General features: G+C 36.1%; 24 protein-coding genes. 8 read left to right on the plus strand and 16 right to left on the minus strand.

Going from position 1 to position 21,856, the window contains the following annotated elements; all coding sequences use genetic code 11:
* Positions 1-58: 58 nt before the first annotated feature.
* The 3 genes from rsmI (at position 59) to J8281_RS03315 (ending at position 2,464) form a co-directional block, all read left to right on the plus strand.
* Positions 59-733: a 16S rRNA (cytidine(1402)-2'-O)-methyltransferase gene (rsmI, locus tag J8281_RS03305; protein WP_210196174.1), complete on the plus strand. Its 675-nt coding sequence runs from the start codon at positions 59-61 to the stop codon at positions 731-733.
* Positions 733-1,311: a uracil-DNA glycosylase family protein gene (locus J8281_RS03310; protein ID WP_210196175.1), complete on the plus strand. Its 579-nt coding sequence runs from the start codon at positions 733-735 to the stop codon at positions 1,309-1,311. Before rsmI ends, J8281_RS03310 begins: the two co-directional genes overlap by 1 nt.
* 454 nt (positions 1,312-1,765) lie before the next feature.
* Positions 1,766-2,464: a M50 family metallopeptidase gene (locus J8281_RS03315; protein WP_246848954.1), complete on the plus strand. Its 699-nt coding sequence runs from the start codon at positions 1,766-1,768 to the stop codon at positions 2,462-2,464.
* A 16-nt stretch (positions 2,465-2,480) separates the two neighbouring features.
* Here the strand turns inward: J8281_RS03315 and J8281_RS03320 are convergent, their stop codons facing one another.
* Entirely contained in the window at positions 2,481-3,071 is a 591-nt protein-coding gene (locus J8281_RS03320; protein WP_210196176.1) for a carboxymuconolactone decarboxylase family protein, read from the minus strand.
* Between the two features lie 155 nt (positions 3,072-3,226).
* On the opposite strand from J8281_RS03320, the gene recJ reads away from it, so the two are divergent.
* Complete coding sequence (gene recJ / locus J8281_RS03325) at positions 3,227-4,912, plus strand: single-stranded-DNA-specific exonuclease RecJ (RefSeq protein ID WP_210196491.1); 1,686 nt, start codon at positions 3,227-3,229, stop codon at positions 4,910-4,912.
* A gap of 531 nt (positions 4,913-5,443) precedes the next feature.
* Positions 5,444-5,797, plus strand: coding sequence for a hypothetical protein (locus J8281_RS03330; RefSeq protein WP_210196177.1), 354 nt, complete (start codon positions 5,444-5,446; stop codon positions 5,795-5,797).
* Here J8281_RS03330 and J8281_RS03335 read toward each other — a convergent pair.
* From J8281_RS03335 to pdxA, 11 genes are all read right to left on the minus strand, one after another.
* A complete protein-coding gene (locus J8281_RS03335; RefSeq protein ID WP_246848955.1) occupies positions 5,790-6,722 on the minus strand; it encodes an alpha/beta fold hydrolase in 933 nt (310 codons plus the stop codon). The genes J8281_RS03330 and J8281_RS03335 overlap by 8 nt on opposite strands.
* 171 nt (positions 6,723-6,893) lie before the next feature.
* Positions 6,894-7,988, minus strand: a complete 1,095-nt coding sequence (locus tag J8281_RS03340; protein WP_210196178.1) for a hypothetical protein — start codon at positions 7,986-7,988, stop codon at positions 6,894-6,896.
* An 82-nt stretch (positions 7,989-8,070) separates the two neighbouring features.
* Complete coding sequence (locus tag J8281_RS03345) at positions 8,071-8,370, minus strand: 3-oxoacyl-ACP synthase (RefSeq protein WP_246848956.1); 300 nt, start codon at positions 8,368-8,370, stop codon at positions 8,071-8,073.
* A 301-nt stretch (positions 8,371-8,671) separates the two neighbouring features.
* Positions 8,672-9,370, minus strand: a complete 699-nt coding sequence (gene mtgA, locus J8281_RS03350; RefSeq protein WP_210196179.1) for a monofunctional biosynthetic peptidoglycan transglycosylase — start codon at positions 9,368-9,370, stop codon at positions 8,672-8,674.
* 18 nt (positions 9,371-9,388) lie between these two features.
* Complete coding sequence (locus tag J8281_RS03355) at positions 9,389-10,501, minus strand: FAD-binding oxidoreductase (RefSeq protein ID WP_210196180.1); 1,113 nt, start codon at positions 10,499-10,501, stop codon at positions 9,389-9,391.
* Positions 10,502-10,650: 149 nt separating this feature from the next.
* A complete protein-coding gene (accC, locus tag J8281_RS03360; RefSeq protein ID WP_210196181.1) occupies positions 10,651-12,003 on the minus strand; it encodes an acetyl-CoA carboxylase biotin carboxylase subunit in 1,353 nt (450 codons plus the stop codon).
* Positions 12,004-12,094: 91 nt separating this feature from the next.
* Complete coding sequence (accB, locus tag J8281_RS03365; protein ID WP_210196182.1) at positions 12,095-12,598, minus strand: acetyl-CoA carboxylase biotin carboxyl carrier protein; 504 nt, start codon at positions 12,596-12,598, stop codon at positions 12,095-12,097.
* A 27-nt stretch (positions 12,599-12,625) separates the two neighbouring features.
* Positions 12,626-13,621: a beta-ketoacyl-ACP synthase III gene (locus J8281_RS03370; RefSeq protein ID WP_210196183.1), complete on the minus strand. Its 996-nt coding sequence runs from the start codon at positions 13,619-13,621 to the stop codon at positions 12,626-12,628.
* 170 nt (positions 13,622-13,791) lie between these two features.
* Complete coding sequence (gene rpmF / locus J8281_RS03375; RefSeq protein ID WP_024768393.1) at positions 13,792-13,989, minus strand: 50S ribosomal protein L32; 198 nt, start codon at positions 13,987-13,989, stop codon at positions 13,792-13,794.
* 9 nt (positions 13,990-13,998) lie between these two features.
* Positions 13,999-14,538 (minus strand): DUF177 domain-containing protein, encoded by a 540-nt coding sequence (locus J8281_RS03380; protein ID WP_210196184.1) that lies wholly within the window; start codon positions 14,536-14,538, stop codon positions 13,999-14,001.
* A gap of 199 nt (positions 14,539-14,737) precedes the next feature.
* Positions 14,738-15,796 carry a 4-hydroxythreonine-4-phosphate dehydrogenase PdxA gene (gene pdxA / locus J8281_RS03385; RefSeq protein ID WP_210196185.1) on the minus strand — a complete coding sequence of 353 codons (1,059 nt, stop codon included), beginning with the start codon at positions 15,794-15,796 and terminating at the stop codon, positions 14,738-14,740.
* 86 nt (positions 15,797-15,882) lie between these two features.
* Between pdxA and J8281_RS03390 the strand changes: the two genes are divergently transcribed.
* Complete coding sequence (locus J8281_RS03390) at positions 15,883-16,485, plus strand: riboflavin synthase (protein WP_210196186.1); 603 nt, start codon at positions 15,883-15,885, stop codon at positions 16,483-16,485.
* 5 nt (positions 16,486-16,490) lie between these two features.
* Here the strand turns inward: J8281_RS03390 and J8281_RS03395 are convergent, their stop codons facing one another.
* The gene (locus tag J8281_RS03395; protein ID WP_210196187.1) at positions 16,491-16,646 is read right to left on the minus strand and encodes a hypothetical protein; all 156 of its coding nucleotides are present in this window, start codon (positions 16,644-16,646) and stop codon (positions 16,491-16,493) included.
* A 460-nt stretch (positions 16,647-17,106) separates the two neighbouring features.
* On the opposite strand from J8281_RS03395, the gene J8281_RS03400 reads away from it, so the two are divergent.
* The gene (locus J8281_RS03400) at positions 17,107-17,484 is read left to right on the plus strand and encodes a hypothetical protein (RefSeq protein WP_210196188.1); all 378 of its coding nucleotides are present in this window, start codon (positions 17,107-17,109) and stop codon (positions 17,482-17,484) included.
* Positions 17,485-17,866: 382 nt separating this feature from the next.
* Positions 17,867-19,156, plus strand: coding sequence for a site-specific integrase (locus tag J8281_RS03405; RefSeq protein ID WP_210196189.1), 1,290 nt, complete (start codon positions 17,867-17,869; stop codon positions 19,154-19,156).
* A gap of 223 nt (positions 19,157-19,379) precedes the next feature.
* Here the strand turns inward: J8281_RS03405 and J8281_RS03410 are convergent, their stop codons facing one another.
* The 3 genes from J8281_RS03410 to J8281_RS03420 all read right to left on the minus strand — a co-directional run bounded on the left by J8281_RS03410 (position 19,380) and on the right by J8281_RS03420 (position 21,773).
* Positions 19,380-19,634 (minus strand): hypothetical protein, encoded by a 255-nt coding sequence (locus J8281_RS03410; RefSeq protein WP_210196190.1) that lies wholly within the window; start codon positions 19,632-19,634, stop codon positions 19,380-19,382.
* 150 nt (positions 19,635-19,784) lie between these two features.
* On the minus strand, positions 19,785-20,618 hold the full coding sequence (locus J8281_RS03415) for an oxidoreductase (protein ID WP_246848957.1): 834 nt from the start codon (positions 20,616-20,618) through the stop codon (positions 19,785-19,787).
* Between the two features lie 225 nt (positions 20,619-20,843).
* Entirely contained in the window at positions 20,844-21,773 is a 930-nt protein-coding gene (locus tag J8281_RS03420) for a helix-turn-helix transcriptional regulator (protein ID WP_210196192.1), read from the minus strand.
* Positions 21,774-21,856: the final 83 nt, after the last annotated feature.

Below are 21,856 nucleotides of genomic sequence, written 5' to 3' on the forward strand. Positions count from 1 at the left end.
CAGAATATCAGAATAATAGTATGTAAACTTTTTAAAAAGCTTCTTTTTATTTTAACATATGTCAAAACTATATCTTGTACCTACTCCTATCGGTAATCTTGAAGATATTACTTTAAGAGCCATTCGAATACTTAAAGAAGTAGATCTAATTTTGGCTGAAGATACACGAACCAGTGGTAAATTACTGAATCACTTTGAAATCAATACGCCTATGCAAAGCCATCACATGCATAACGAACATAAAACAGTTGATCGTATTATTCAAAAATTGCAGAGTGGGGAGACCATAGCCCTAATTAGTGATGCGGGAACACCGGCTATCAGCGATCCTGGTTTTTTACTTACTCGGGCATGTGTAAATAATAATATCGAGGTAGCCTGTTTACCAGGAGCTACTGCTTTTGTACCAGCATTAGTAAATAGCGGTTTGCCTAATAATAGATTTGTTTTTGAAGGATTTTTACCCGTAAAAAAAGGACGGCAAACACGATTGAAAGAGTTGGCAAACGAAACCCGAACCATGATTTTTTATGAATCGCCTCATAAACTCATTAAAACGTTGGGTGTCTTTGCCACCTATTTTGGAGAAGACCGTCATATTTCCATATCCCGAGAATTGACAAAGCTTCACGAAGAAACCGTTCGAGGTACCATTGCAGAAGTTATGGAACATTTTAAAACAGGATCTTTAAAAGGAGAGATTGTAGTGATTGTTGAAGGTAAAAGGAAATAATGCAACAACTGCTTTTGGATATCAAATCATGTAGAGTATGCAAACAACATTTACCTTTGGGGCCAAGACCTATTGTTAGCGCCCATTCTAAAACGAAGATCGCTCTGGTAAGCCAGGCACCGGGAAGAATAGCACATCTTTCTGGGGTGCCCTGGGATGATCCCGGGGGAAAGGAGTTAAAAAAATGGCTGGGAGTCTCTGATGCTATTTTTTATAATCCTGAAAACTTTGCTATAACCCCTATTGGATTTTGCTATCCCGGTAAAGGAAAAAGTGGTGATTTACCGCCACGACCAGAATGTGCTCCACTATGGCATCATGAGCTATTCGAAAAAATGCCTGAACTTGAACTCATGCTACTTGTGGGCCGATATGCCCAGAACTATTATTTAAAAAAGCATGCAAAAAAAACATTGACTGAAACAGTAAAGGCCTATCAGGAATATTTACCTCGTTTTTTACCATTACCGCATCCCTCACCCAGAAATCGTATATGGCGAACTAAGAATACCTGGTTTGAACAGGATGTTGTACCTGTTCTTCAAGAAAAAGTGAACGAAATTTTAAAATTAAGTTAGATAGATATGAAAATTTAGGGTTATCCATCTAAGTCTCAGATCTACTTTTCAGGATATTTAAGATCAGTGATGGTTTACACCCCTCCAAATCGCCCCTTAAGAGGAGACTTTTACCTCCCTTCCTTTTGAAGACGTTGGCGCCGTAACGACGATAGGCGAGATGGAGCGTAGGAAAAGGGATAGATGTTTTTATTGGCACCGCCAAAGGGTATAATACCCCGAGGCTTGCCTCAAAATTGAAAAATTATTTACAATGAATGCTTCGTGGGCTTGCCCCGAGGTAGTTTATCGTCATAAAATTATGATGCGAACTAAATGGGTAACCCGTTAAAAATTTTGAATATTCATGTTTTTTACTACGATTTAGTTATGCGTCAAAATGTATATTTCCCTGAGAAAGTAATAATAAAAAAGCACTAGCGTTGTTATTCAAAGTAAGTACAACCCTTAGATTTTGAAAAAGAAACCCCTATTGGCAATAGTGAGCATTAGTTTGCTAGTGTTTTTAATATGGCAATTACCTTATTTTGCCATCATACAGTATCCCTTATTGTTATTGGGGACATGGTTTCATGAAATGGGTCATGGACTCACCGCGTTACTTCTCGGGGGAAAATTCTATTATTTAGAAATTTATGATAATGGTGGTGGTGTAGCCTATACCAATGTTTCCTTTAGTTATTTAGAATATAATATGGCAAGGGCAATTACTTCTGCAGGAGGTTTATTGGGCCCGGCTGTTTCTGGTGCTATTCTTATTGCAGCAGCAAGACACCAAATAGCTTCTAAAATTGCACTTTGGCTCTTATTAATGATTATGGTAGCGTCTTTATGTCTTTGGATATACGAACTATTAGCTCTAGTGATTTTAAGTATTTTTGCGGCAGTTTTATTTTTTATCGCTATTCTAAGAGTTCGAAAACTAGAAGTTTTTGCGTTACTCTTTCTGGGTACGCAATGCGTATTGAGTACGTATTTGCAAACCACCTATTTATTTACGAAACAATTCGAAAGAGATAATAGAATTCAATATTCAGATACACAAATGATCGCCGTACATTTAATAGGCGAATATTGGATGTGGGCATTGTTAATCCTCTTGATAAGCATCGTATTACTTTATCGCAGTTATCGATACTATCTCAAAAAATAGAAAATGGTTATCGGTTTTACTTGTGTTTTCCTGTTTCCCATCCATGTTTTCCCAAATATTTTTCACCAGATTCAATAGCACCTTGTTCTACAGTGGTGCCCATAGAGTCGTTCCATCGATTTAAGTAACCAAACAAAGAAATCACACCTAACATTTCTACAATTTCACCTTCATCCCAATGTTTATACAATTCATTTTTGATAGTTTCATCAACCGCATTAGGAACTACAGATGCTGCTAGTGAAAAATCGAGCGCTGCACGCTCGGCATCAGTAAAGGCAGCATGCGTTTTATATTCCCATATATTATCCAGTTGCTCTTTTTCGGCACCATATCTTTCGGCTGCTCGAATAGCATGAGCCTGGCAATATCTGCATCCCGTTGCGTTACTACTTACCCAGGCAATCATACGTTTTAATGCCGAGGTGACGCGGCCTTCGTTTGCCATTACGGCTTTGTTCAAATTAATAAACGCCTTAGAGATAGCTGGCCTTCTTTGCATAGTAAGTACCGAATTAGGGCAAAAACCCAGGGTTTCATTAAAAAATTTTGCCAGTTCTTTGGTTTCCAGATCATGATCGGCAGAAAGCGGTGTGACTAAAGGCATAAGGATAAGATTTTTACGTTGATGATTGTTTTTAACCCGTTCATAATGTATAATCCGGGTTTACTAAAGCAAAATACAAAACTAATGTCAAATCCATAGAGGTCAAGATGTTTTTTGTACTTTGGTTTTTTTAAAAATTGGAATACACAAAACGAATGCGGTGGACACTAAAACCCAAAACAAACACAGCAACTGTTGCTAGTCTGGCTAAGGCATTGAATGTAAGTACTGTTATTGCATCTCTTTTGGTACAAAGAGGAATTGAAACATTTGACCAGGCCAAAAAATTCTTCAGACCTTCATTAGAAGATCTGCACGATCCTTTTTTGATGAAAGATATGGATAGGGCCGTATCGAGAATTGAAGAGGCTCTCAAAAAAAACGAAAATATAATGGTATATGGCGATTACGATGTAGATGGTACTACATCTGTGGCATTGATGTCATCATATCTCAAAACGATATCTTCTCAAGTGGCAACGTATATCCCGGATCGCTATGACGAAGGATACGGAGTATCGTACCAAGGGATAGATTATGCACACGATAATGATATTTCGCTAATTATTGCTCTAGATTGTGGTATTAAAGCCGTTGAAAAAATAGAGTACGCCAAAACTAAAGGTATTGATTTTATCATTTGTGATCATCATCGCCCGGGTAAAACGATTCCTAACGCAATTGCCGTGTTAGATCCAAAACGAGAGGATTGTTCTTATCCTTATAAAGAGTTATGTGGGTGCGGAGTAGGATTTAAACTAGTTCAGGCTTTGGCCTCTCAAAAAGGTCTGTCTGTAGATGATTTGATGCATTATCTGGATTTGGTAGCCACAGCAATAGGAGCAGACATAGTACCTATTACCGGAGAAAATCGAGTCTTAGCATACTACGGATTAGTAGTAATCAATGAAAACCCAAGGATAGGCTTTAAAGCGATGCTTGCACAAGTACAAAAAAAGCAATTAACTATCACAGATGTTGTTTTTCTTATTGCACCCAGAATTAATGCCGCCGGAAGAATGAAACACGGGTTGCACGCAGTAACACTACTCACCGAAGAAGATCCAGACAAAGCTATGCAATATGCTGCCGAAATAGAAACGTATAATAGTGATCGAAAAAATGCAGATAGAACCATTACCGAGGAAGCATTAACACAAATAGCTAAAAATAAAGAAGAAAATAGATGTACGACTGTAGTATTTGAAGAAAATTGGCATAAAGGAGTTATTGGTATCGTCGCCTCAAGACTAACTGAAACGTATTATCGACCTACGCTTGTATTTACAAGAAGTGGGGAGAAACTCGCGGCTTCTGCCCGATCAGTAAAAGGATTTGATGTATACAATGCCCTGGAAGCTTGCGCTGAGCATATCGAACAGTTTGGTGGACATAAATATGCCGCAGGCTTAACGTTATTAGAAGAAGAATACGCTACTTTTAAACAAAAATTTGAAGACATAGTATCGACAACAATTGATAAAACGTTACTTGTTCCCGAAATCGCAATAGATGCCGCTATTGATCTAAACGAAATAACACCACGATTTTATCGTATTTTGAAACAATTTGCACCTTTTGGACCTGGTAATATGGCCCCTGTTTTTATGACAGAAGGTCTTCAGGACACAGGATATAGTAAATGCGTAGGGGCAGAAGACAAACATCTAAAATGTAAAATCCATAAAAATGGGGTAGCCATAGAAGCTATTGGTTTTAATTTGGGAGGCAAATATAATCTGATATGTGAAAACCAAATTTTTAAAGCAGTGTATACGATTGATGAAAACGAATGGAATAGATCCATATCATTACAATTAAAACTAAAGGATATTATTTAAGATCAGTCTTATCCGGTTAAAGAAACTAGACCGCTGCGCTGCTAGAAAATAGAACAAAGACTTATTTGTAAATACTTGTCTATTATGGTTTTTGAAGTAAAGGCGATTCAGTTTCAAAATAAGTTGTCTAAATTTTAGAAAATTAAGGTGTCTTTTCTATAAACTCATAATTTCTTAATGGTAATAGAGGTTTTCAGAGCGTATCAACTTTTTTATCGAACAACAATGATTTAATATATAGAAATTATCATCTTCACTTTTATAAAAACAGATATACGAATATCCATAATTTAACCTAAACGGATTGCGTCAAGCTGAACTCGTTTCAGCTTCTCATCTCAATTTACTAGAAATAAACTTAATGAGATCCTGAAATGAATTCAGGGTGACTTCTCAGATAAATTTTAGGTCTAATAACGAACAATCAATAAGATAAAGTCAGTTAAGAAATCTGTCTCATTTCATTTTAACTTATTTTTATTTAGATTGATTATAAATAATTCTTATTTTTGGATTAAATTAAGAGTTATCATGAATCCTATAGATAAAATTTACAGTAATCAAATGGGTATTTCCTTCTTCTGGAAAAAAGAAATGTATGCTTCAGTACCTCGAGTGCAATTGGTTTTTCGAGATATCGGTTTTTTACTTACACTCAACGAGTTAAAAGATTTTTCAGAATTATGTAGGACTACGCAAGAAACACAATGTTGTGATGATTGTATAGATGCTCAGCATTGTCGATCTCTCTTATTGCGCACCCCTTCAGAAAAAATTGATCTTGCTGTAAACAAAACAGAATTAATTCAAATTCATGAACTCATCAATGGTACTATTTTTAGGATAGAATTGAAAAATTGGATTAAGAATGCGAGTCTCAATTAAGAAAATCAATGATCTTGTATACTAATTCTTCAGCTTTTGTTTCCTGAATGAAATGTTTTTCATCAATAAAATGAATATCCTCTGGTTGAACGCCAAGGGCGCTAGCAGCTCTTGTTTGCTGTGGGGGCCACTGCAGCATAGTGTCATGAATTCCCCATAAAACAGTAACAGGAACAGTAATATTTTCAAACACATCAGAATAGTCTGGTAATTCATTGCAGGTTTGGCTAAAAAAGTAATACATCGCTTGTGTTTTTCCTTCTAGTAACGGTGTTTTATACCCTGCTACATCTACCGGGTTTAGTGTATTTTCTTGTAGGCCCTGATTAAATAGATTCTTTAATAATGTATTTGTGGTAATTCCATTTCGATACGCCCACATTGCTGTTTTTGCCATTCCTCCTGGTTTCATTCTTACGGGGGGATAAAACCCGTCTTCATAAATTATGGTATTGAAAACGATTAAGTTTTTTATACTATTTGGGGCCTGTCTCATCAGCTCCCACGTCCAAAGACCTCCTGCATCATGCATACCATGAGACCAGGTTTCAATACCTAGAGATTGCATCAATTCTATGAGTCTTTTCGCATGATTTTCTGCATTGTATATTTCAAATCCCTCAGGAGAATCACTAGAGCCAAAGCCTAGCATATCGGGTACAATAACGCGATATCCATTAGCAACCAACGGATTTATCATTTTGCGATATAACCATCCCGACGTGGGCACGCCATGCAATAATAAGATTACCGGACCTTCACCCTTATCAATATATTTGATTAACCCATCATCGGTAGGGTATAATCTTTGATCAGCCCTAAAATCTTCGTAGGTAATCTGATTCTTTCTGATTTTGGTATTTTGATAAGGTTTACAAGAAAAAAGGAGTGTTGCTGTTAGAACTAGCGTAAGAAAACTGCGCATGTTTAAAATGATTTATAATATCGCAATTTACTAAAATCCTTTCTTTGGCACATTAATAAAAACGGTATAAAAAAATACGGTCTCCACGCCAAAATAGAGACCGTAATTTTATTGGCACCGTAAAAGGATTAATACTACCGAGGTAGTTTACTTTCTTCGTGAAGAATCTTATTATTTTTTCTTGAAAATGTAAGTATATGTTTCCAGATTTCCGTTTTCATCGGTACCATCGATTTCGGTAATTCGTAATTCGTTGTTTACCACTTCTATTTTAACTCTATCGAAGTAGATCGATCCCTGTGGATACTGCTCATTATTTGAAGGATCTAAGAGATCTTCATATTTAAAATCTAAACAAGTAAATGTCTTTTCATCTTCATTATATACCCAATTGCCCGAATATTTATCTTTGTCTTCGTAACTCTCGCCATAAATAGCAGCGCAATTCAATTCAGAAGCTGTTATATCCAAATCTTGCCCTTTTTGGTTATAGGTCTCGTAATAAATACCATCTTCTGTTAATACAAAAGTCCATATGTCTCTTTCTTCTTTGTAGTAAGGAATATCATTTAACTGTTGCCCGTTTTCACAAGTAATAGACCTTGTGTTTCTATTGTTACTATCTGTGGGTTCTTCTCTATCGAATATCCATTCTCCTACGATATCCTTATTACCTCCCCATGCTTCGATCTGTACACATACCTCTTCGATCTGGCTTATGTTACCTTGTTGATCGTAAATACAAATTTCATAACAAAATTTACCTGGTTGTAAAGACTCGTCGAAGTCTACATTAAAAAATCTGTTATCTTCGAGTATCACCGAATTTTTACTCCTTTTTTTTGATGAGATGCTTGATTTGGCACTAGCATCTTCACTTAAAGCTGCTGCATCATAATATCCGTCTACAGTATTTCCATTGGCATCCTTCAGTACGATATAGGCTCTAAGCGAATCTGTACTTGCAGACTTAAATTCAATATTAAAGCCATTGGTCATTAAGGCTTGTTGCTCTGCTTTTTCTATTTTGAAATCTAGGGTTCCGGTAGGCGCGGGAGGTGTTTTTCCAGCTACAAACGTACCGCTTTCAATAGTAATTTTGTTTTGTAGTTCTGTTGCAGCAATTTCGCGGTCTTCAGGATTTAGTTCTTCTCCTACCGGATCACCGCCATTATTGGGGTTCGAAGGACTGTCATCACTACTACAAGAAACTAAAAATGTAATTGCAAGTAGGATACTTGGTAAAAATAGGTTTACTTTTTTCATTGGGACTAATTTAAATATTTGTACTCATTTGTTAAATTTTTTAACAAATGAGTACAAATATAAAATAATTTCTTAAAATTATCTACAATACTTTAAGAATCGTTATTTGCTGTTCTAAAAAATTAAAAGCTTCATTGTTCGATCTACCTATTAATAATTTACCCAAAGGAGAATTAGCTGCTACAGCAACATATATTTCATTATTTACTTTTATTTTTCCCATAGAAATGCTTACAAAATAATTTCCATTCGAGGTGATGACCAAACTCCCTAAACAAACACGATCAGATGAGGTAGAAATAGCAATTTTATGCAAAATTTCCCGTAATTTTTGTACTTCGGCTAATTGTTTCCCAGCTTTCTCTCGCTCTAATTGTAGCATCGCTCGCCCGGTTTCGTGCTTATCACCTACAGTACTTTTGGTTTCAGTATGTAATGAATCCTGGATGTTATACCACTTCCACTTTAAAATTACTCATTAAAAATTGCCTTTTTCCGTTTATACTTTAAAATAAAAAGCAACCATAGCTACGGCTATGATTGAGTTTTCTTTTTTGTCTAAACAAAAATTGCCTGCTTTTTATTAGAGCAATTTCAAAGTAGAACTGGTATTAGAAATAGTTTTTTGAACGCGCTGTGTACGCTGATAGACATAAGTTTGACATTGGTTTAGTAGTAGTTGTTTAATATCCAGGGTATTCATTTTTTTGTTTTTCGTCGAACACTAAAGTACCATAATTACGCATTTGTATAAAAATCCACTCCTTTCTTTTTTGAGTAAATTCTGAAGCTGGATGGGCTAGATATTTTCTGGGGTTGGGTAGAATAGCGGCTATTGCTGCAGCTTCTTCTATGTTGAGATGGTTGGCAGGCTTGTTATACCAAAATTTTGCAGCCGCTTGCGCTCCATATATTCCGTTTCCCATTTCGATACTATTAAGATACACTTCGAGAATACGTTCTTTACTCCACATTTTCTCAATTAAAAACGTGAAATAGGTTTCTAGTCCTTTTCGAATCCAGCTACGTTGTGGCCATAAAAATACATTTTTGGCTGTTTGTTGCGTTATCGTACTGGCTCCTCGCAGTCGTTTTCCTGCTTTGTACTCGTCTATAGCTTTTTCTATAGCTTCTTTATCAAATCCATGATGCTCTGTAAATCGTTGATCTTCACTACAGATGACAGCAAGCTGTAGGTGCATTGAGATGTTATGCAATGGCACCCACTCATGTTGTATCGTATGCTTATTAGATTGAAGTTTTCGAATGGCCATAAGAGGCGTTGCAGGTACATTGATCCACCTGTAGCTTAGTACCCAAACAGGGCTAAGTACGATACATGTTATACCAACTTTTATTAAAAAACTAAGAATCCGTTTCATATTTTTTAGCAAAGAAATCTATAAAAGATCTGCTAATTCTGTGCCAATACTACTTCCTATGGCAACACCCATTCCGCCAAGGCGCACACCACAATATATAGTATTCGATAGTTGTTTTACAATCGATTTTTTTTGTGGACCTACTCCCATAATACCACTCCAACGATGTTCTATTTCAAAGTCTATGTTAGGTAAAATAGTTTCATTTAGTAACGCTTCCAACTTTTGTTGTACTAATGGAGTCTGACCTAATTTGGTGGTTTCTTCAGTTTTAAAATCAAGATTTCGACCTCCTCCTAATAAAATTCTATGGTCTATATTTCTAAAATAATAATACCCTTTATCTAAATGAAAGGTACCTTTAATATGCAAATCAGGAATAGGTTTCGTAATTAAAACCTGTGCCCGTGCCGGCTTTACATGGCTGATACCTAATTGAGCAGCAAAACCGTTTGTAGCTATGACTGCGCTACGAGATAAAAACGTAAAATGATCGGTATTTATTTCTACAGAAGTGTTAAGATCTTCAATTCCTGTAACAAAACAATGATGCAAAATACGGATTTTGGCTGCCTGTGCCTTGCGCAGTAAGCTATACATCATCTTGCCGGTATCGATTTGACCTTCAAACTGATTTACACTATATTGAGGATGAATTTTTTTGAAATGAAAACTATTTTTTTGGAATGAAAACACATCTTTTCCAAAAATAGGTCTTAGTAGTGCATTGATTTGTTCTCTCTTTGAAAGACATTCTTCATATAGCGCTTGATCTTTGTTGGTAAAAAGTTCAAAACCTTTGTTGGGTTGATAGTCTATGGCTTTGTCTCCAAGATTTTTACGTAATAACTGAAGTCCCTGATATCTTTTTTGAATGAGTTGTAGCACCTCTTCTTCACTATGAGAGCTTAAGTCATCAATAATTTCAGATAAGCTTCCAAAACAAGCAAAACCTGCATTTTTGGTACTTGCTCCATTAGGAAGCATGCCGCGTTCAAGAATCAATATTTTTGCTTTAGGAAATCTAGTACGTAATCGAAGCGCACAAGAAAGTCCTACGATTCCGCTACCAATAATGGTAAAATCAATATTAGATAACCAGGTTTTATATTCCCAATAACTCAGATTCATCTGTTTATATTTTTTGTTTTTCAATTGTCAGATGGAATCGCCATATAATCATATCGGTGGGTATCATCCTCATGTTTATGGCTTATTTCACTATGGTTCATTAAGGATCATAAAAAAAAGCCTCGGGAAGGAGGCTTTTCGTGAACTATTTAGTCATATTCGGGTTCTTCCATTTCGAAATCCTCCATAAACTTAGTGGTATAGTTTCCAGACACGTAATCTGGATGATCCATTAATTGTCTATGAAAAGGGACGGTAGTTTTAATACCTTCTACTACGAATTCATCAAGAGCTCTTTTCATTTTATTGATTGCCTCTTCACGAGTTTGTGCAGTTGTGATCAACTTTGCGATCATAGAATCATAATTTGGCGGAATGCTGTATCCACTATACACATGGGTATCGATGCGAACGCCATGACCCCCTGGGAGGTGTAAATTCGTAATCTTTCCCGGAGAAGGTCTAAAATCTTTATAAGGATCCTCGGCATTGATTCTACATTCGATAGAATGTAATTGCGGGTAATAATTTTTGCCAGAAATAGGTACTCCTGCTGCTACAAGGATTTGTTCTCTGATTAAATCATAATCGACAACTTGTTCTGTAATAGGATGTTCTACCTGGATTCGAGTATTCATTTCCATAAAGTAGAAATTACGGTGCTTATCCACTAAAAACTCTACGGTACCTGCGCCTTCATATTTTATATATTCTGCAGCTTTGATCGCAGCATTTCCCATTTTTTCACGAAGTTCGTCGGTCATAAATGGCGAAGGTGTCTCTTCGGTAAGTTTTTGGTGTCTTCTTTGTACCGAGCAATCTCTTTCTGATAAATGACATGCTCTACCATTACTATCACCTACAACTTGTATTTCGATATGCCTGGGCTCTTCAATAAGCTTTTCCATGTACATATCATCATTACCAAAGGCAGCTTTACTTTCTTGTCGGGCAGACTCCCAGGCTGCTTGCAGGTCTTCTTCTTTCCAAACCGCACGCATTCCTTTACCCCCACCACCGGCACTCGCTTTAAGCATTACAGGATATCCTGTTTCTTTGGCTACTTTTTTACATGTTTCAAAATCAGGAATTACGCCTTCACTTCCGGGTACACAAGGCACTCCAGCTTCGATCATCGTGGATTTGGCAGTCGCTTTATCACCCATTTTTTCGATCATTTCGGCACTTGCACCAATAAACTTGATCTCGTGTTCTTCACAAATCTTTGAAAACTTGGCATTTTCAGAAAGAAAACCATATCCTGGGTGTATAGCATCTGCATTAGTAATCTCTGCCGCAGCTATAATATTTGCCATTTTTAAATAGGACTCACTACTAGGTGCAGGACCGATACAAACCGCTTCATCAGCAAAACGAACATGGAGACTTTCGGCATCTACGGTAGAATATACTGCAACGGTTTTGATACCCATCTCTTTGCAGGTTCTAATTACACGCATGGCAATCTCACCTCTATTTGCAATAAGAATTTTTTTAAACATAACTTTTTAAATTTAAAAATCTCAAATTCCAGGTTCCAAAGTCCATAATAACTGGATTTTGGGATTTATCTATTGGAATTTTAAAACGGGGTTATGATGGGTCTACTAAGAAAAGCGGTTGATCAAATTCTACAGGAGAAGAATCATCAACCAGTACCTTTACAATTTTTCCTGAAACTTCACTTTCGATTTCATTAAAAAGTTTCATAGCTTCGATGATACAAAGTACATCCCCTTCTTTAACGGTATCACCAACCTCGACAAACATAGGTTTATCGGGCGATGGTTTTCTGTATAATGTTCCTATTATAGGTGATTTGATTGTTATATATTTCGACGAATCGTCTTCAGAACTTTGCTCTGCAGGCGTTGCCGGAGCCGATGGTGATGCAGGTGTTGCAACCGGAGCAGGTGCTACTGGTTGAGGAGTAACTGCTGCACTTCCCATTGGGATTTGTTGTACGAAGGTAGTTTCTTTACTATCGTCTGATGTGGTTTTGATGGTAATTTTAACGTCATCCATCTCTAACTTTACTTCGCTCGCCCCTGATTTGGCCACGAATTTAATTAAATTCTGAATTTCTTTTAAATCCATAATGTTGGGTATTGTGTGTTTAGTTGTTTAGGAGTTATAGGCCCATTTAAGATAAATAGAACCCCAGGTAAAACCTCCACCAAATGAGGCAAATACAATTTTATCTCCTTTTTTGAGTTGTTTTTCGTAATCGTGTAATAATAAAGGTAACGTAGCCGAAGTGGTATTACCATACCTTTGAATATTCATGAGTACTTTACTATCGTCTAGTCCCATTCTATTGGCAGTAGCGTCAATAATACGTTTGTTGGCTTGGTGTGCTATTAACCAGTCTACATCTTGCCCTGTAAGATGATTACGATCTAAGATTTTTGTACTGGCGTCGGCCATATTGGATACAGCGTATTTGAAAACTGTTTTTCCGTCTTGTTGCACAAAATGTTGTCTTTTGGCAACGGTTTCTTCAGTAGGGGGAAGTAGTGAACCTCCAGCTTCAATTTTTAAGAACTCTCTTCCGATACCATCTGTTCGAAGATATTCATCTTGAAGACCGAACCCTTCTTCATTAGGTTCAAATAGCACCGCTCCACCACCATCACCAAAGATGATACACGTAGTACGATCTGTATAATCTATGATCGATGACATTTTATCGGCTCCAATCACAAGTACTTTTTTATATCGTCCGGTTTCTATATAACTGGCAGCGGTAGACATTCCATATAAAAAGCTAGAACAGGCAGCTTGTAAATCATAAGAAAAAGCATTAACAGCTCCAATTTGTGACGCTGCGTATGCCGAAGTTGCAGCAACCGGAAGATCGGGGGTGGCTGTAGCAAAAATGACCATATCGATCTCTTTGGGATCAAGATTTTTTTTGGCAATTAAGTCTTCAGCGGCTTTGATACCTAAAAACGAACTTCCTTTGGTATTGTCTTTGAGTATTCTACGTTCTTTTATCCCTGTACGAGAGGTTATCCATTCGTCGTTCGTATCAACCATTGTTGCTAGTATGTCATTGGTTAATACGTAGTCTGGCACATATGCGCCTACAGCAGTGATAGCGGCTGTGATTTTATTCATATCTTAGTTTTAATTCACGAACTATAGCACGAATACTACCTAAAAAGTCGTTGAAATTACTAAATTATACACAAATATGCGGCAAAATAATCGGATTTTGACATATATTCAACTAAAAACAAAAAAACTCTCACGTTTTGTGAGAGCTCTTTGAAATTTTAACTGTAAGCCTATGCCACTTCCTCTTCGGTATTATCGATAACTATTTGGCCACGGTAGTATAATTTACCTTCGTGCCAATGCGCTCTGTGATATAAATGTGCCTCTCCTGTTGTAGGGTCTGTAGCAATTTGTGGTACAGAAGCTTTATAATGTGTTCTTCTTTTATCTCTTCTAGTTTTGGAGATTTTTCTCTTAGGATGTGCCATTGCTTAGCTTTATTTATCGTTTAATAAGTTTTTTAATTTATCCCAACGAGGATCAGTTTCCTTGTTGTCATTATTTTCTGTTTTTTCTTTTGGACTTAGCTCTTCTAATTTTTTGAGAATATCTGAATGTAATGTTCCATCTTTTACGCCGGGGTGAACTCGTTTTTGAGGCAAAGCCAAAACAATAAGCTCGTAAATATATTGTTGCACGTTAACTTCATATTCGCCATGAGGAAGGATAAGAAGTTCTTCATTTTCATCGTTGTATTCTTCTCCAAACTTGACTACTAAAAGAAAATCATTTTCGATTGGCAAATCAAAAGACTCATTGGTGAGATCACAATTTATATTTACGGTTCCGGTAACGTTAAACTGTAGTTCCAGCATGGTGGTTTTTTTGGTAAATTCCAAATCAACTTTTACCGCAGCTGCATTAAATTCGTCGTACTCAAAATGTTCAAAGAACGTATTGTCGATTTCGTACTCGAACTGGTGTAATCCCTGCTTCAGTCCAACAAAAGGAATAGTATACTCTTTAAGTTGCATCATTTCATCATCAGTTTCAAGTGCCCGTACCAATTTGATAAAGGCGGGTGCAAAGATACTAAAAAATCATTATGAAAACCTTTTTGTAAGCAAAATTATATTAAACTGGTAGCAAAATAGTGGTGAGGGCGCTTCGCTGTGAGGTCTCTGCCCCTGGCAGATGTGAGTTGTGAGAAGATTCTCTAACCTGATACCTCATACCTCAGGCCTTATTTTGTGGTTTTCGTGGTTGTTTTTTTAATGGATTTCTAGTGATTTCGGCATATTCCTTTCGGTTTTTATAAATTTTTAATGCTGCAAAAACAGCTTCTTCGAAAGAGCTATGATCTGCTTTATGCTTACCTGCTATTTCAAAAGCAGTGCCATGATCGGGTGATGTGCGCACTTTATCTAGCCCGGCAGTGTAATTGACACCTTTTCCAAAAGAAAGTGTTTTAAATGGAATGAGCCCTTGATCATGATAGGATGCCACTACTGCATCAAAAGCAGTATGCGTATCAGACCCAAAAAAGCTATCGGCAGCATATGGACCGTATACTAGCTTTCCTGATTCCTGAATTTTTTGAATGGTAGGTTTTAAAATTTCATCATCTTCTTTGCCAATTACACCGTTATCTCCACTATGTGGATTAATGCCTAAAATGGCAATTTTGGGTTTAGAAATAGCAAAATCCTGCTTCAAGGCATGGTGTATTGTATTAATTTTTTGTATAATTAGTTCGGGTGTAATAGTATTGGCTATATCTTTAATTGCTACATGATCTGTTAACAATCCGATCTTAAGATCATCACTGATCATAAACATGAGGCTGTTTCCTTCAAGCTCCTGATCCAGATAATCTGTATGACCGGGAAATTGAAAATCGTTAGATTGGATACTGTGTTTATGAATAGGAGCTGTAACCAATATGTCAATCTCTTCATTTTTAAGCGCCTGGGTAGCAGCTTTTAATGATCGTATAGCGTATTTCCCGATTTTTTCATCCTCGACACCAAAATTAATAGCTATGGATTCTTTCCAGACATTTAAAACATTTATTTTACCTTCAAGAATTTGAGAAGTTGTCTCTATGCCATGCAGATTGGCACTAATTTTATAGTGTTTTTTAAGAAAGGAGAGAATTTTAACCGATGCAAATATGACCGGAGTACAGAAATCCAACATTCGCGAATCTTCAAAAGTTTTGAGCACAACTTCGCTTCCTATACCATTCAGGTCTCCAATAGAAATCCCTACCTTTATTTTTTCTTCTTTCTTCATTAATAAACTACTTTATCAGTATTTTTGAAGTCTAAAATAGAACTTCAACCTTCAAGAGTACAAATTTAACTAAATAATTTGCATTTATGTTCACTGGAATCATCGAAGAATTAGGAACAATCGTAGCCTTAAAAACTGATCAGGAAAATTTACATATTACCGTTACATCGGGATTTACTTCAGCATTAAAAATTGATCAAAGCGTTGCTCATAATGGTGTTTGCCTTACTGTTGTTTCTATACATGAAGATACCTATACCGTAACTGCTATTAAAGAAACATTGGATAAAACGAACCTGACACATCTTGAAGAAGGCGATGTTGTCAATTTGGAGCGGGGTATGAAATTAGGCGACCGACTAGATGGACATATTGTACAAGGTCATGTAGATCAAATTGCAAGGTGTACTGCTGTTTCTGAAGCTAATGGTAGTTGGTATTATACATTCGAATATGATGCCGAGCTAAACAATATTACTATAGAAAAAGGTTCTATAACGGTTAATGGAGTGAGTCTAACGGTTGTAAATTCTAAAAAAAATGAATTTAGTGTTGCTATTATCCCATATACGTATACACATACTAATTTCAATACCTTTTCTGTAGGTACTGTAGTAAACTTAGAATTCGATGTGATAGGTAAATATGTTAAAAGAATAGCAGCATTAGGATCAACCAGCCTGTCGTAAAACGGTTACACCAATTCTACTTCGTTAAATTTAAAAAGAGAAACTTTGTTTCTTCCTATTTTTAAGAGCACTCCTCCCAAATCACTCAAAGTAGAGCAGGATTGGAAATCTAATACTTTGCCAAAATATTGGCTTTTGGCATCTATGACTTTATACTGCATAATACACGATTTAATTTGTATTTCAATTATAGGATTCTTGTAGTTCTTTCCCCAAAAAACATACCAAAGAAAACATTAAAATATTTGGATAAATGTAAATGGCAATTTCGAATTTGAAAAATAAACTTATTAGGTTTTATTAACAAATATGCCATATTTATGAGTGTAAGATACTGAAAAACAATAGTTTATTTGAGGTATACTAGTAATATAAATACCAAATATTATTGAATTCATGGTTTGGAATATTTCCAAATTTTGTATCTTTGTATTGGAATATTTCCAAATTCTCTAAATAATTTTATGAGAAGTTTAAGTCTTTTTTCACCTTTTATTGTAGTATCTTTTAAAGTCATGGTATGAACTGGTTTAAACTTTTTTCAATTTTCGCTTAAATCAAAAAAGTTTAAACCAGTTCTATATGTTTTGCTGAATTATTAAGAACCGAATCGTATCTGTAATGACTATAGAAATACCTAATGCAATTGATTTTTATGTTATGAGTGGTATTAAATATGAAATACAAAATAGAAAATTACAACTTTACAGGCATACCTTTGATTATAATTCTTGTAAGCAAAAGTATAACGAGTATGCGCTTATGGATATTGAAGAATTTCGCGAATGCTTAAAAGACCCTGAGAAATTAGGAGAAATTGGTCACTTGTGTTGTTTTATTCTATGGGTAAAAAATAAGGAGCAATACGAATATCGTGATACACTAGGTGATTATGGCTTGATTCATCTACTTTTTCATTGTTTAGAACATAAACATCATGCCGAGGTGCACGCAGAGTATATTCATATGTTATTTAAAGATGATATAAGGTTGGTGTAAATGGCTTTAGTTACCTTTTATCATTCGTAATTTGTTTAGATATTGAAGTTAGCCTTTGGTAAACGAGCGCAAAAAATGGGCAAAGTGTTCAAAACAAGAAGAGTTACGAAATTTTGCAATCGTAACTCTTTGATTATTAAAAGTGGTCCCACTTGGGCTCGAACCAAGGACCCCCTGATTATGAGTAAGTAGACTTATGGTTTTTCTTGATTTATAATAATTCATAACTATTTGATAATCAAATATATTGTAATAATATTAGGACTATTATGAACTGCAAAATACCATCAGAAACCGTAAAAAGTGTTCAAAAAATGTTCAAAATCACTTCTTTGAGCTATTTCATTTTTGTATTTTAGACTAGAAGCAAAATACGAAATATATGGCCAAGTTGACCTTAATGCCAGATCCCAGATACAATAAAGTAGATAGCAAACCTCTAGTCATTAGACTGTCTCATAAGGGAAAGGCTAATTACCTCAAAACTTCATATATACTGAAGATTAAGGATTGGGATGAAAAAGGAAAGCAAATCAAAAGTAGCTACCCTAATTCAGTAAAAGCCAATGCAAGAGTACAGAAAAAAGTTTCCTTGGCAAGAGATGTTTTGTCTGAACATTTTACTATCCTGAAACAGCTTTCTTCAGATGATATAGCCAACCTGATCAATGCAAGATTTGAAGAACAGGATAAAGAGAAACTTCCTCAAATAGATACATTGCCCTCTTCCAAATCAAACAAAACCACTCTTAAAACCTATTGCGAAAAAGTAGTGGCTCGCTATGAAAAAGCAAATCGCTTCGGTATGGTAAATTCTTTTAAGGAGGCAGTTCGCGTGGTATTAAAGTTTTACGGCAATGACAGGTTACTACTTTCAGATATTGACGAAACATTTCTGGAAGATTTAGAAGCAGACTATATAGGAAGCGGCAACAAAATCAATGGCTTAGGAGTCCATCTCCGTGCTATAAGGAGAATTTTCAACCTGGCAGTGAAAGATAAAGAAACAGAGCTTACAGCTAATGACTATCCATTTGGGAGAGGAGGATATTCAATAAAAAGAGAAAAAGCGAATAAACGAGCTGTGAAACTGGATGTCATTAATGACATCAGAAAGCTAAACTACCAAATAGGATCACCTTTATGGCATCATCGTAACTATTTCTTGTTTATGTTCAACATGCGAGGAATGAATTTCATTGACCTTGCCTTTTTAACTACTGATGCTATTAAAGACGGAAGGATCCGATACAAAAGGAGGAAAACTAAAAGAGGAAATAGTGTTAAAGAGTTCAATATCAAGATTACTGAGGAATCACAACAAATCATTAATCACTATTCTAAAAGAAAAGTCAAGACCAATCTGATGTTCCCAATATTGGATGATGTGATTAATCAGGAAGATGAAAGACGTATTTATGCTGTTTACCAAAGCAGGATGCGAAACCACAACAGGCGATTGAATGCTATAGGAAAAGAGATTGGCTTGGACACCAAACTTACTACCTACGTTGCCCGACATACTTTTGCCACGGCAGGTTTGCACAAAGGCGTATCCAAAGCACAAATTGGGGATATGCTTGGCCACACAAACTACTATACCACGGAAGCCTACTTCGCAGACTTTGATAAAGAAGTATTAGATGATGCTGCGGATCAAATTTTAAGCTGAATCTTTTTCCGTATCTGCTCTGTTCAACCACTTTTGAAAAAGATTTCGCAGTAAAGGCATCACTAAATAAGTCATCAAGGGTACCAGCACTATTGTAAGTACTAATGTCCTGATTGGCATAATTAAATGGTTGAGCCAGTCCTCGAGAACAAACAATAAAAGGGTTATCAATGGGTAGATACCTACCCAAGTTAAAACAGTTATTTTTAATGTATTTTTCATTTTAATAAACAATTAAAGCAAATGCGGTCAACATAAGAACTACTGAAATAAACATATAGCCTACGGTTGCCAGAAGCATTTTGTTAAAATCATTTTGAAAGAATGAAGAAAGTCCTGTTTTGACTGCACTCATCTTTTTGAGCATTTTCTCCCAAAGCTCAAATATTTGGTCTTTAACGTTATTTTCCATTCCTAGAGAAGCAAATATCAAATAGAGCTTTGAGGTGTTTTCGCAAGGTTCAATATTTCTATTCATAATTGTGTATTTTTTGTATACCATAAAGGTATGTTGACCTATAACCTTATGTTTGGTACTATTTAAAGTGTGTCTGGTACTTTTCATTAAAAAAACCGCTATTAAGCGGCTTTTCTATTCCTGAAGATGCTCTTATGTTTTTTACACCAGTTACTTTTCCATTTTAAAATCAGTGGGCAGTCCCAAATACTGAAAGCTATCAAGTTCTTTGCGTAGGTTTTCGGACTTCTCATAAGCATCTTTATAGGCACTGGCACCGAGTGGCAAGTGTAAGGGGGGATTATTTAGTCTGGTAACTTGAAAAATAGCTTTTGCAGCTTTTTCAGGGTCGCCTTCTTGTTTACCATCAATTTCCTTAATCGATTCCAGACGTTGCCCCACACTTTTTTCATAATCGGGAATGGTAACTTTCTGATAGCTGGCTGAACGACCGGCCCAATCGGTTCTGAAAGGTCCCGGCTCAATATTTGTTACTTTAATACCTATATGCGCTACCTCCATTGCCAGTGCTTCGCCAATACCCTCCAGGGCAAATTTGCTTCCATTGTATACACTAACACCGGGATAACTAACTAAACCTCCAATTGAGGTAATGTTAATAATATGGCCAGAGCGTTGCTTGCGCATGTAAGGTAAGACAGCTTTGGTCAGCCTTACAGCACCAAAAACATTTACTTCAAATTGATATTTCAATTCGTCCTCTTCAACTTCTTCCAAACTGCCCAATGAGCCGTAGCCGGCATTGTTCACTAACACATCAATTCGACCAAACTCTGAGATTGCCCTTTCGATTCCTCCAGCGACCTGCTCCGGCTTGGTAACATCGACATGTACGCCAACGGCCTGGCCCGGATAGTATTTGTTAAAAGCAGCTATTTGTTCTTGATTTCTAAAGGTAGCGACTACTTTATCACCTCCACTCAACGCTACTTTGGCCAATTCTTTTCCAAAACCTGTTGAGGCTCCTGTAATGAACCACACCATTTTCTTTTTATTTTTCATGATTTTATATGTTAAGATTACACTTTGACTTAAATCTTTCTACATTCTATGCAAAGGTATTTTTAACTATACCTGGTATGATGGTAGTTTTCAAAGCAGTAATGGTAAGTTTTAAGAGTCTTGAGGATTTATACTTTTGAATAGTACTGCTCTTGTAGTAAAGATAGATAATGGTGAATTCGATATATCACACTTTTTTGGAGTGTCCTATTTATTATTATGTTTCTCCTGAAACTTAATAGGGGTCATACCCACAGATTTCTTAAAGTATTTAGTAAAGTATGAGGTATCATTAAAACAGAGTGTGAAGGCTACCTGAGATACGGACATTTCTGTTGATTGTAACAGCGATTTAGCCTCAACGATCACCCGCTCGCGTATAATTTGACCAGCCGTTCGCCCAGTATACTTTTTAAGGATTTTGCTCAAATGATTGGGATGAACATAAAGGCGGCCTGCAAAGTCGTTTACGGAATACAAATGCTCTACGTTTCCACTGGCAATATTGAAGAAATGGCTTTCTAGCTCTGAGTTGAACTGAATCACCAAATCGGCTTCAGGCTCGTGTACTTCCTCATTGAATTTTTGATAATATAAATCTTTGGCCTCGTTCAGAATAATATGTAGTTGGTGCCAACAATTGTCTAATTTTCCACTATTGAAAGTAAGGTATAGCGCATTTATCCTTTTCTGAAAACCCACAATTTCTTCCTCCCGAAGTTGTAGTTTTTGATTTCCTTTTAAAGAATAGAAAGGGTAATCTGCAAAATGGTTGGGTAGATTCGTGGCTGTAGTAAACTCATCGGTAAAAATGCAAACAAATCCTTTCCAGTTGTTCTTTTCCCTTCTGTAGTGTCTTAGGTGTTTAGGCCCTAAAAAATACAAAGACCCAGCAGACATATAATAGTTGTGAAGTCCAATTTTATAATCGGCCTCACCTTGCAATAGAAGAATCATTACATAGCAATTACTTCTGAAAATCTTGGTTTCATTGACCTGCGAATCAGGAACATCCTCAAATCGATGGATTTGAAAATGTTCGTACTTCGGTTTGATACTTTTAAGCCCCTTTAGCAAGGCCGCTATATCTTTAAAAACGATTACTTCTTTATTCACTCGTTCAAGATAGTATTTCACTTTGAAAAAGCATAGCAATTTTATGAGCAATCGCTTGTCGAGGTTTCTGAGTGTTATACTTGTTAACAACAGATTCTTTTGTC

The sequence above is a fragment of the Aquimarina sp. U1-2 genome, from assembly GCF_017897595.1.
Lineage (GTDB): Bacteria > Bacteroidota > Bacteroidia > Flavobacteriales > Flavobacteriaceae > Aquimarina.

Excerpts from the sequence above, each read along its gene's own strand:
- rsmI (WP_210196174.1), top strand. The coding sequence starts at position 59 with ATGTCAAAACTATATCTTGTACCTACTCCTATCGGTAATCTTGAAGAT.
- J8281_RS03310 (WP_210196175.1), top strand. The coding sequence starts at position 733 with ATGCAACAACTGCTTTTGGATATCAAATCATGTAGAGTATGCAAACAA.
- J8281_RS03320 (WP_210196176.1), bottom strand. The coding sequence starts at position 3,071 with ATGCCTTTAGTCACACCGCTTTCTGCCGATCATGATCTGGAAACCAAA.
- recJ (WP_210196491.1), top strand. The coding sequence starts at position 3,227 with ATGCGGTGGACACTAAAACCCAAAACAAACACAGCAACTGTTGCTAGT.
- J8281_RS03330 (WP_210196177.1), top strand. The coding sequence starts at position 5,444 with ATGAATCCTATAGATAAAATTTACAGTAATCAAATGGGTATTTCCTTC.
- J8281_RS03335 (WP_246848955.1), bottom strand. The coding sequence starts at position 6,722 with ATGCGCAGTTTTCTTACGCTAGTTCTAACAGCAACACTCCTTTTTTCT.
- J8281_RS03340 (WP_210196178.1), bottom strand. The coding sequence starts at position 7,988 with ATGAAAAAAGTAAACCTATTTTTACCAAGTATCCTACTTGCAATTACA.
- J8281_RS03345 (WP_246848956.1), bottom strand. The coding sequence starts at position 8,370 with ATGCTACAATTAGAGCGAGAGAAAGCTGGGAAACAATTAGCCGAAGTA.
- mtgA (WP_210196179.1), bottom strand. The coding sequence starts at position 9,370 with ATGAAACGGATTCTTAGTTTTTTAATAAAAGTTGGTATAACATGTATC.
- J8281_RS03355 (WP_210196180.1), bottom strand. The coding sequence starts at position 10,501 with ATGAATCTGAGTTATTGGGAATATAAAACCTGGTTATCTAATATTGAT.
- accC (WP_210196181.1), bottom strand. The coding sequence starts at position 12,003 with ATGTTTAAAAAAATTCTTATTGCAAATAGAGGTGAGATTGCCATGCGT.
- accB (WP_210196182.1), bottom strand. The coding sequence starts at position 12,598 with ATGGATTTAAAAGAAATTCAGAATTTAATTAAATTCGTGGCCAAATCA.
- J8281_RS03370 (WP_210196183.1), bottom strand. The coding sequence starts at position 13,621 with ATGAATAAAATCACAGCCGCTATCACTGCTGTAGGCGCATATGTGCCA.
- rpmF (WP_024768393.1), bottom strand. The coding sequence starts at position 13,989 with ATGGCACATCCTAAGAGAAAAATCTCCAAAACTAGAAGAGATAAAAGA.
- J8281_RS03380 (WP_210196184.1), bottom strand. The coding sequence starts at position 14,538 with ATGATGCAACTTAAAGAGTATACTATTCCTTTTGTTGGACTGAAGCAG.
- pdxA (WP_210196185.1), bottom strand. The coding sequence starts at position 15,796 with ATGAAGAAAGAAGAAAAAATAAAGGTAGGGATTTCTATTGGAGACCTG.
- J8281_RS03390 (WP_210196186.1), top strand. The coding sequence starts at position 15,883 with ATGTTCACTGGAATCATCGAAGAATTAGGAACAATCGTAGCCTTAAAA.
- J8281_RS03395 (WP_210196187.1), bottom strand. The coding sequence starts at position 16,646 with ATGCAGTATAAAGTCATAGATGCCAAAAGCCAATATTTTGGCAAAGTA.
- J8281_RS03400 (WP_210196188.1), top strand. The coding sequence starts at position 17,107 with ATGACTATAGAAATACCTAATGCAATTGATTTTTATGTTATGAGTGGT.
- J8281_RS03405 (WP_210196189.1), top strand. The coding sequence starts at position 17,867 with ATGGCCAAGTTGACCTTAATGCCAGATCCCAGATACAATAAAGTAGAT.
- J8281_RS03410 (WP_210196190.1), bottom strand. The coding sequence starts at position 19,634 with ATGAATAGAAATATTGAACCTTGCGAAAACACCTCAAAGCTCTATTTG.
- J8281_RS03415 (WP_246848957.1), bottom strand. The coding sequence starts at position 20,618 with ATGGTGTGGTTCATTACAGGAGCCTCAACAGGTTTTGGAAAAGAATTG.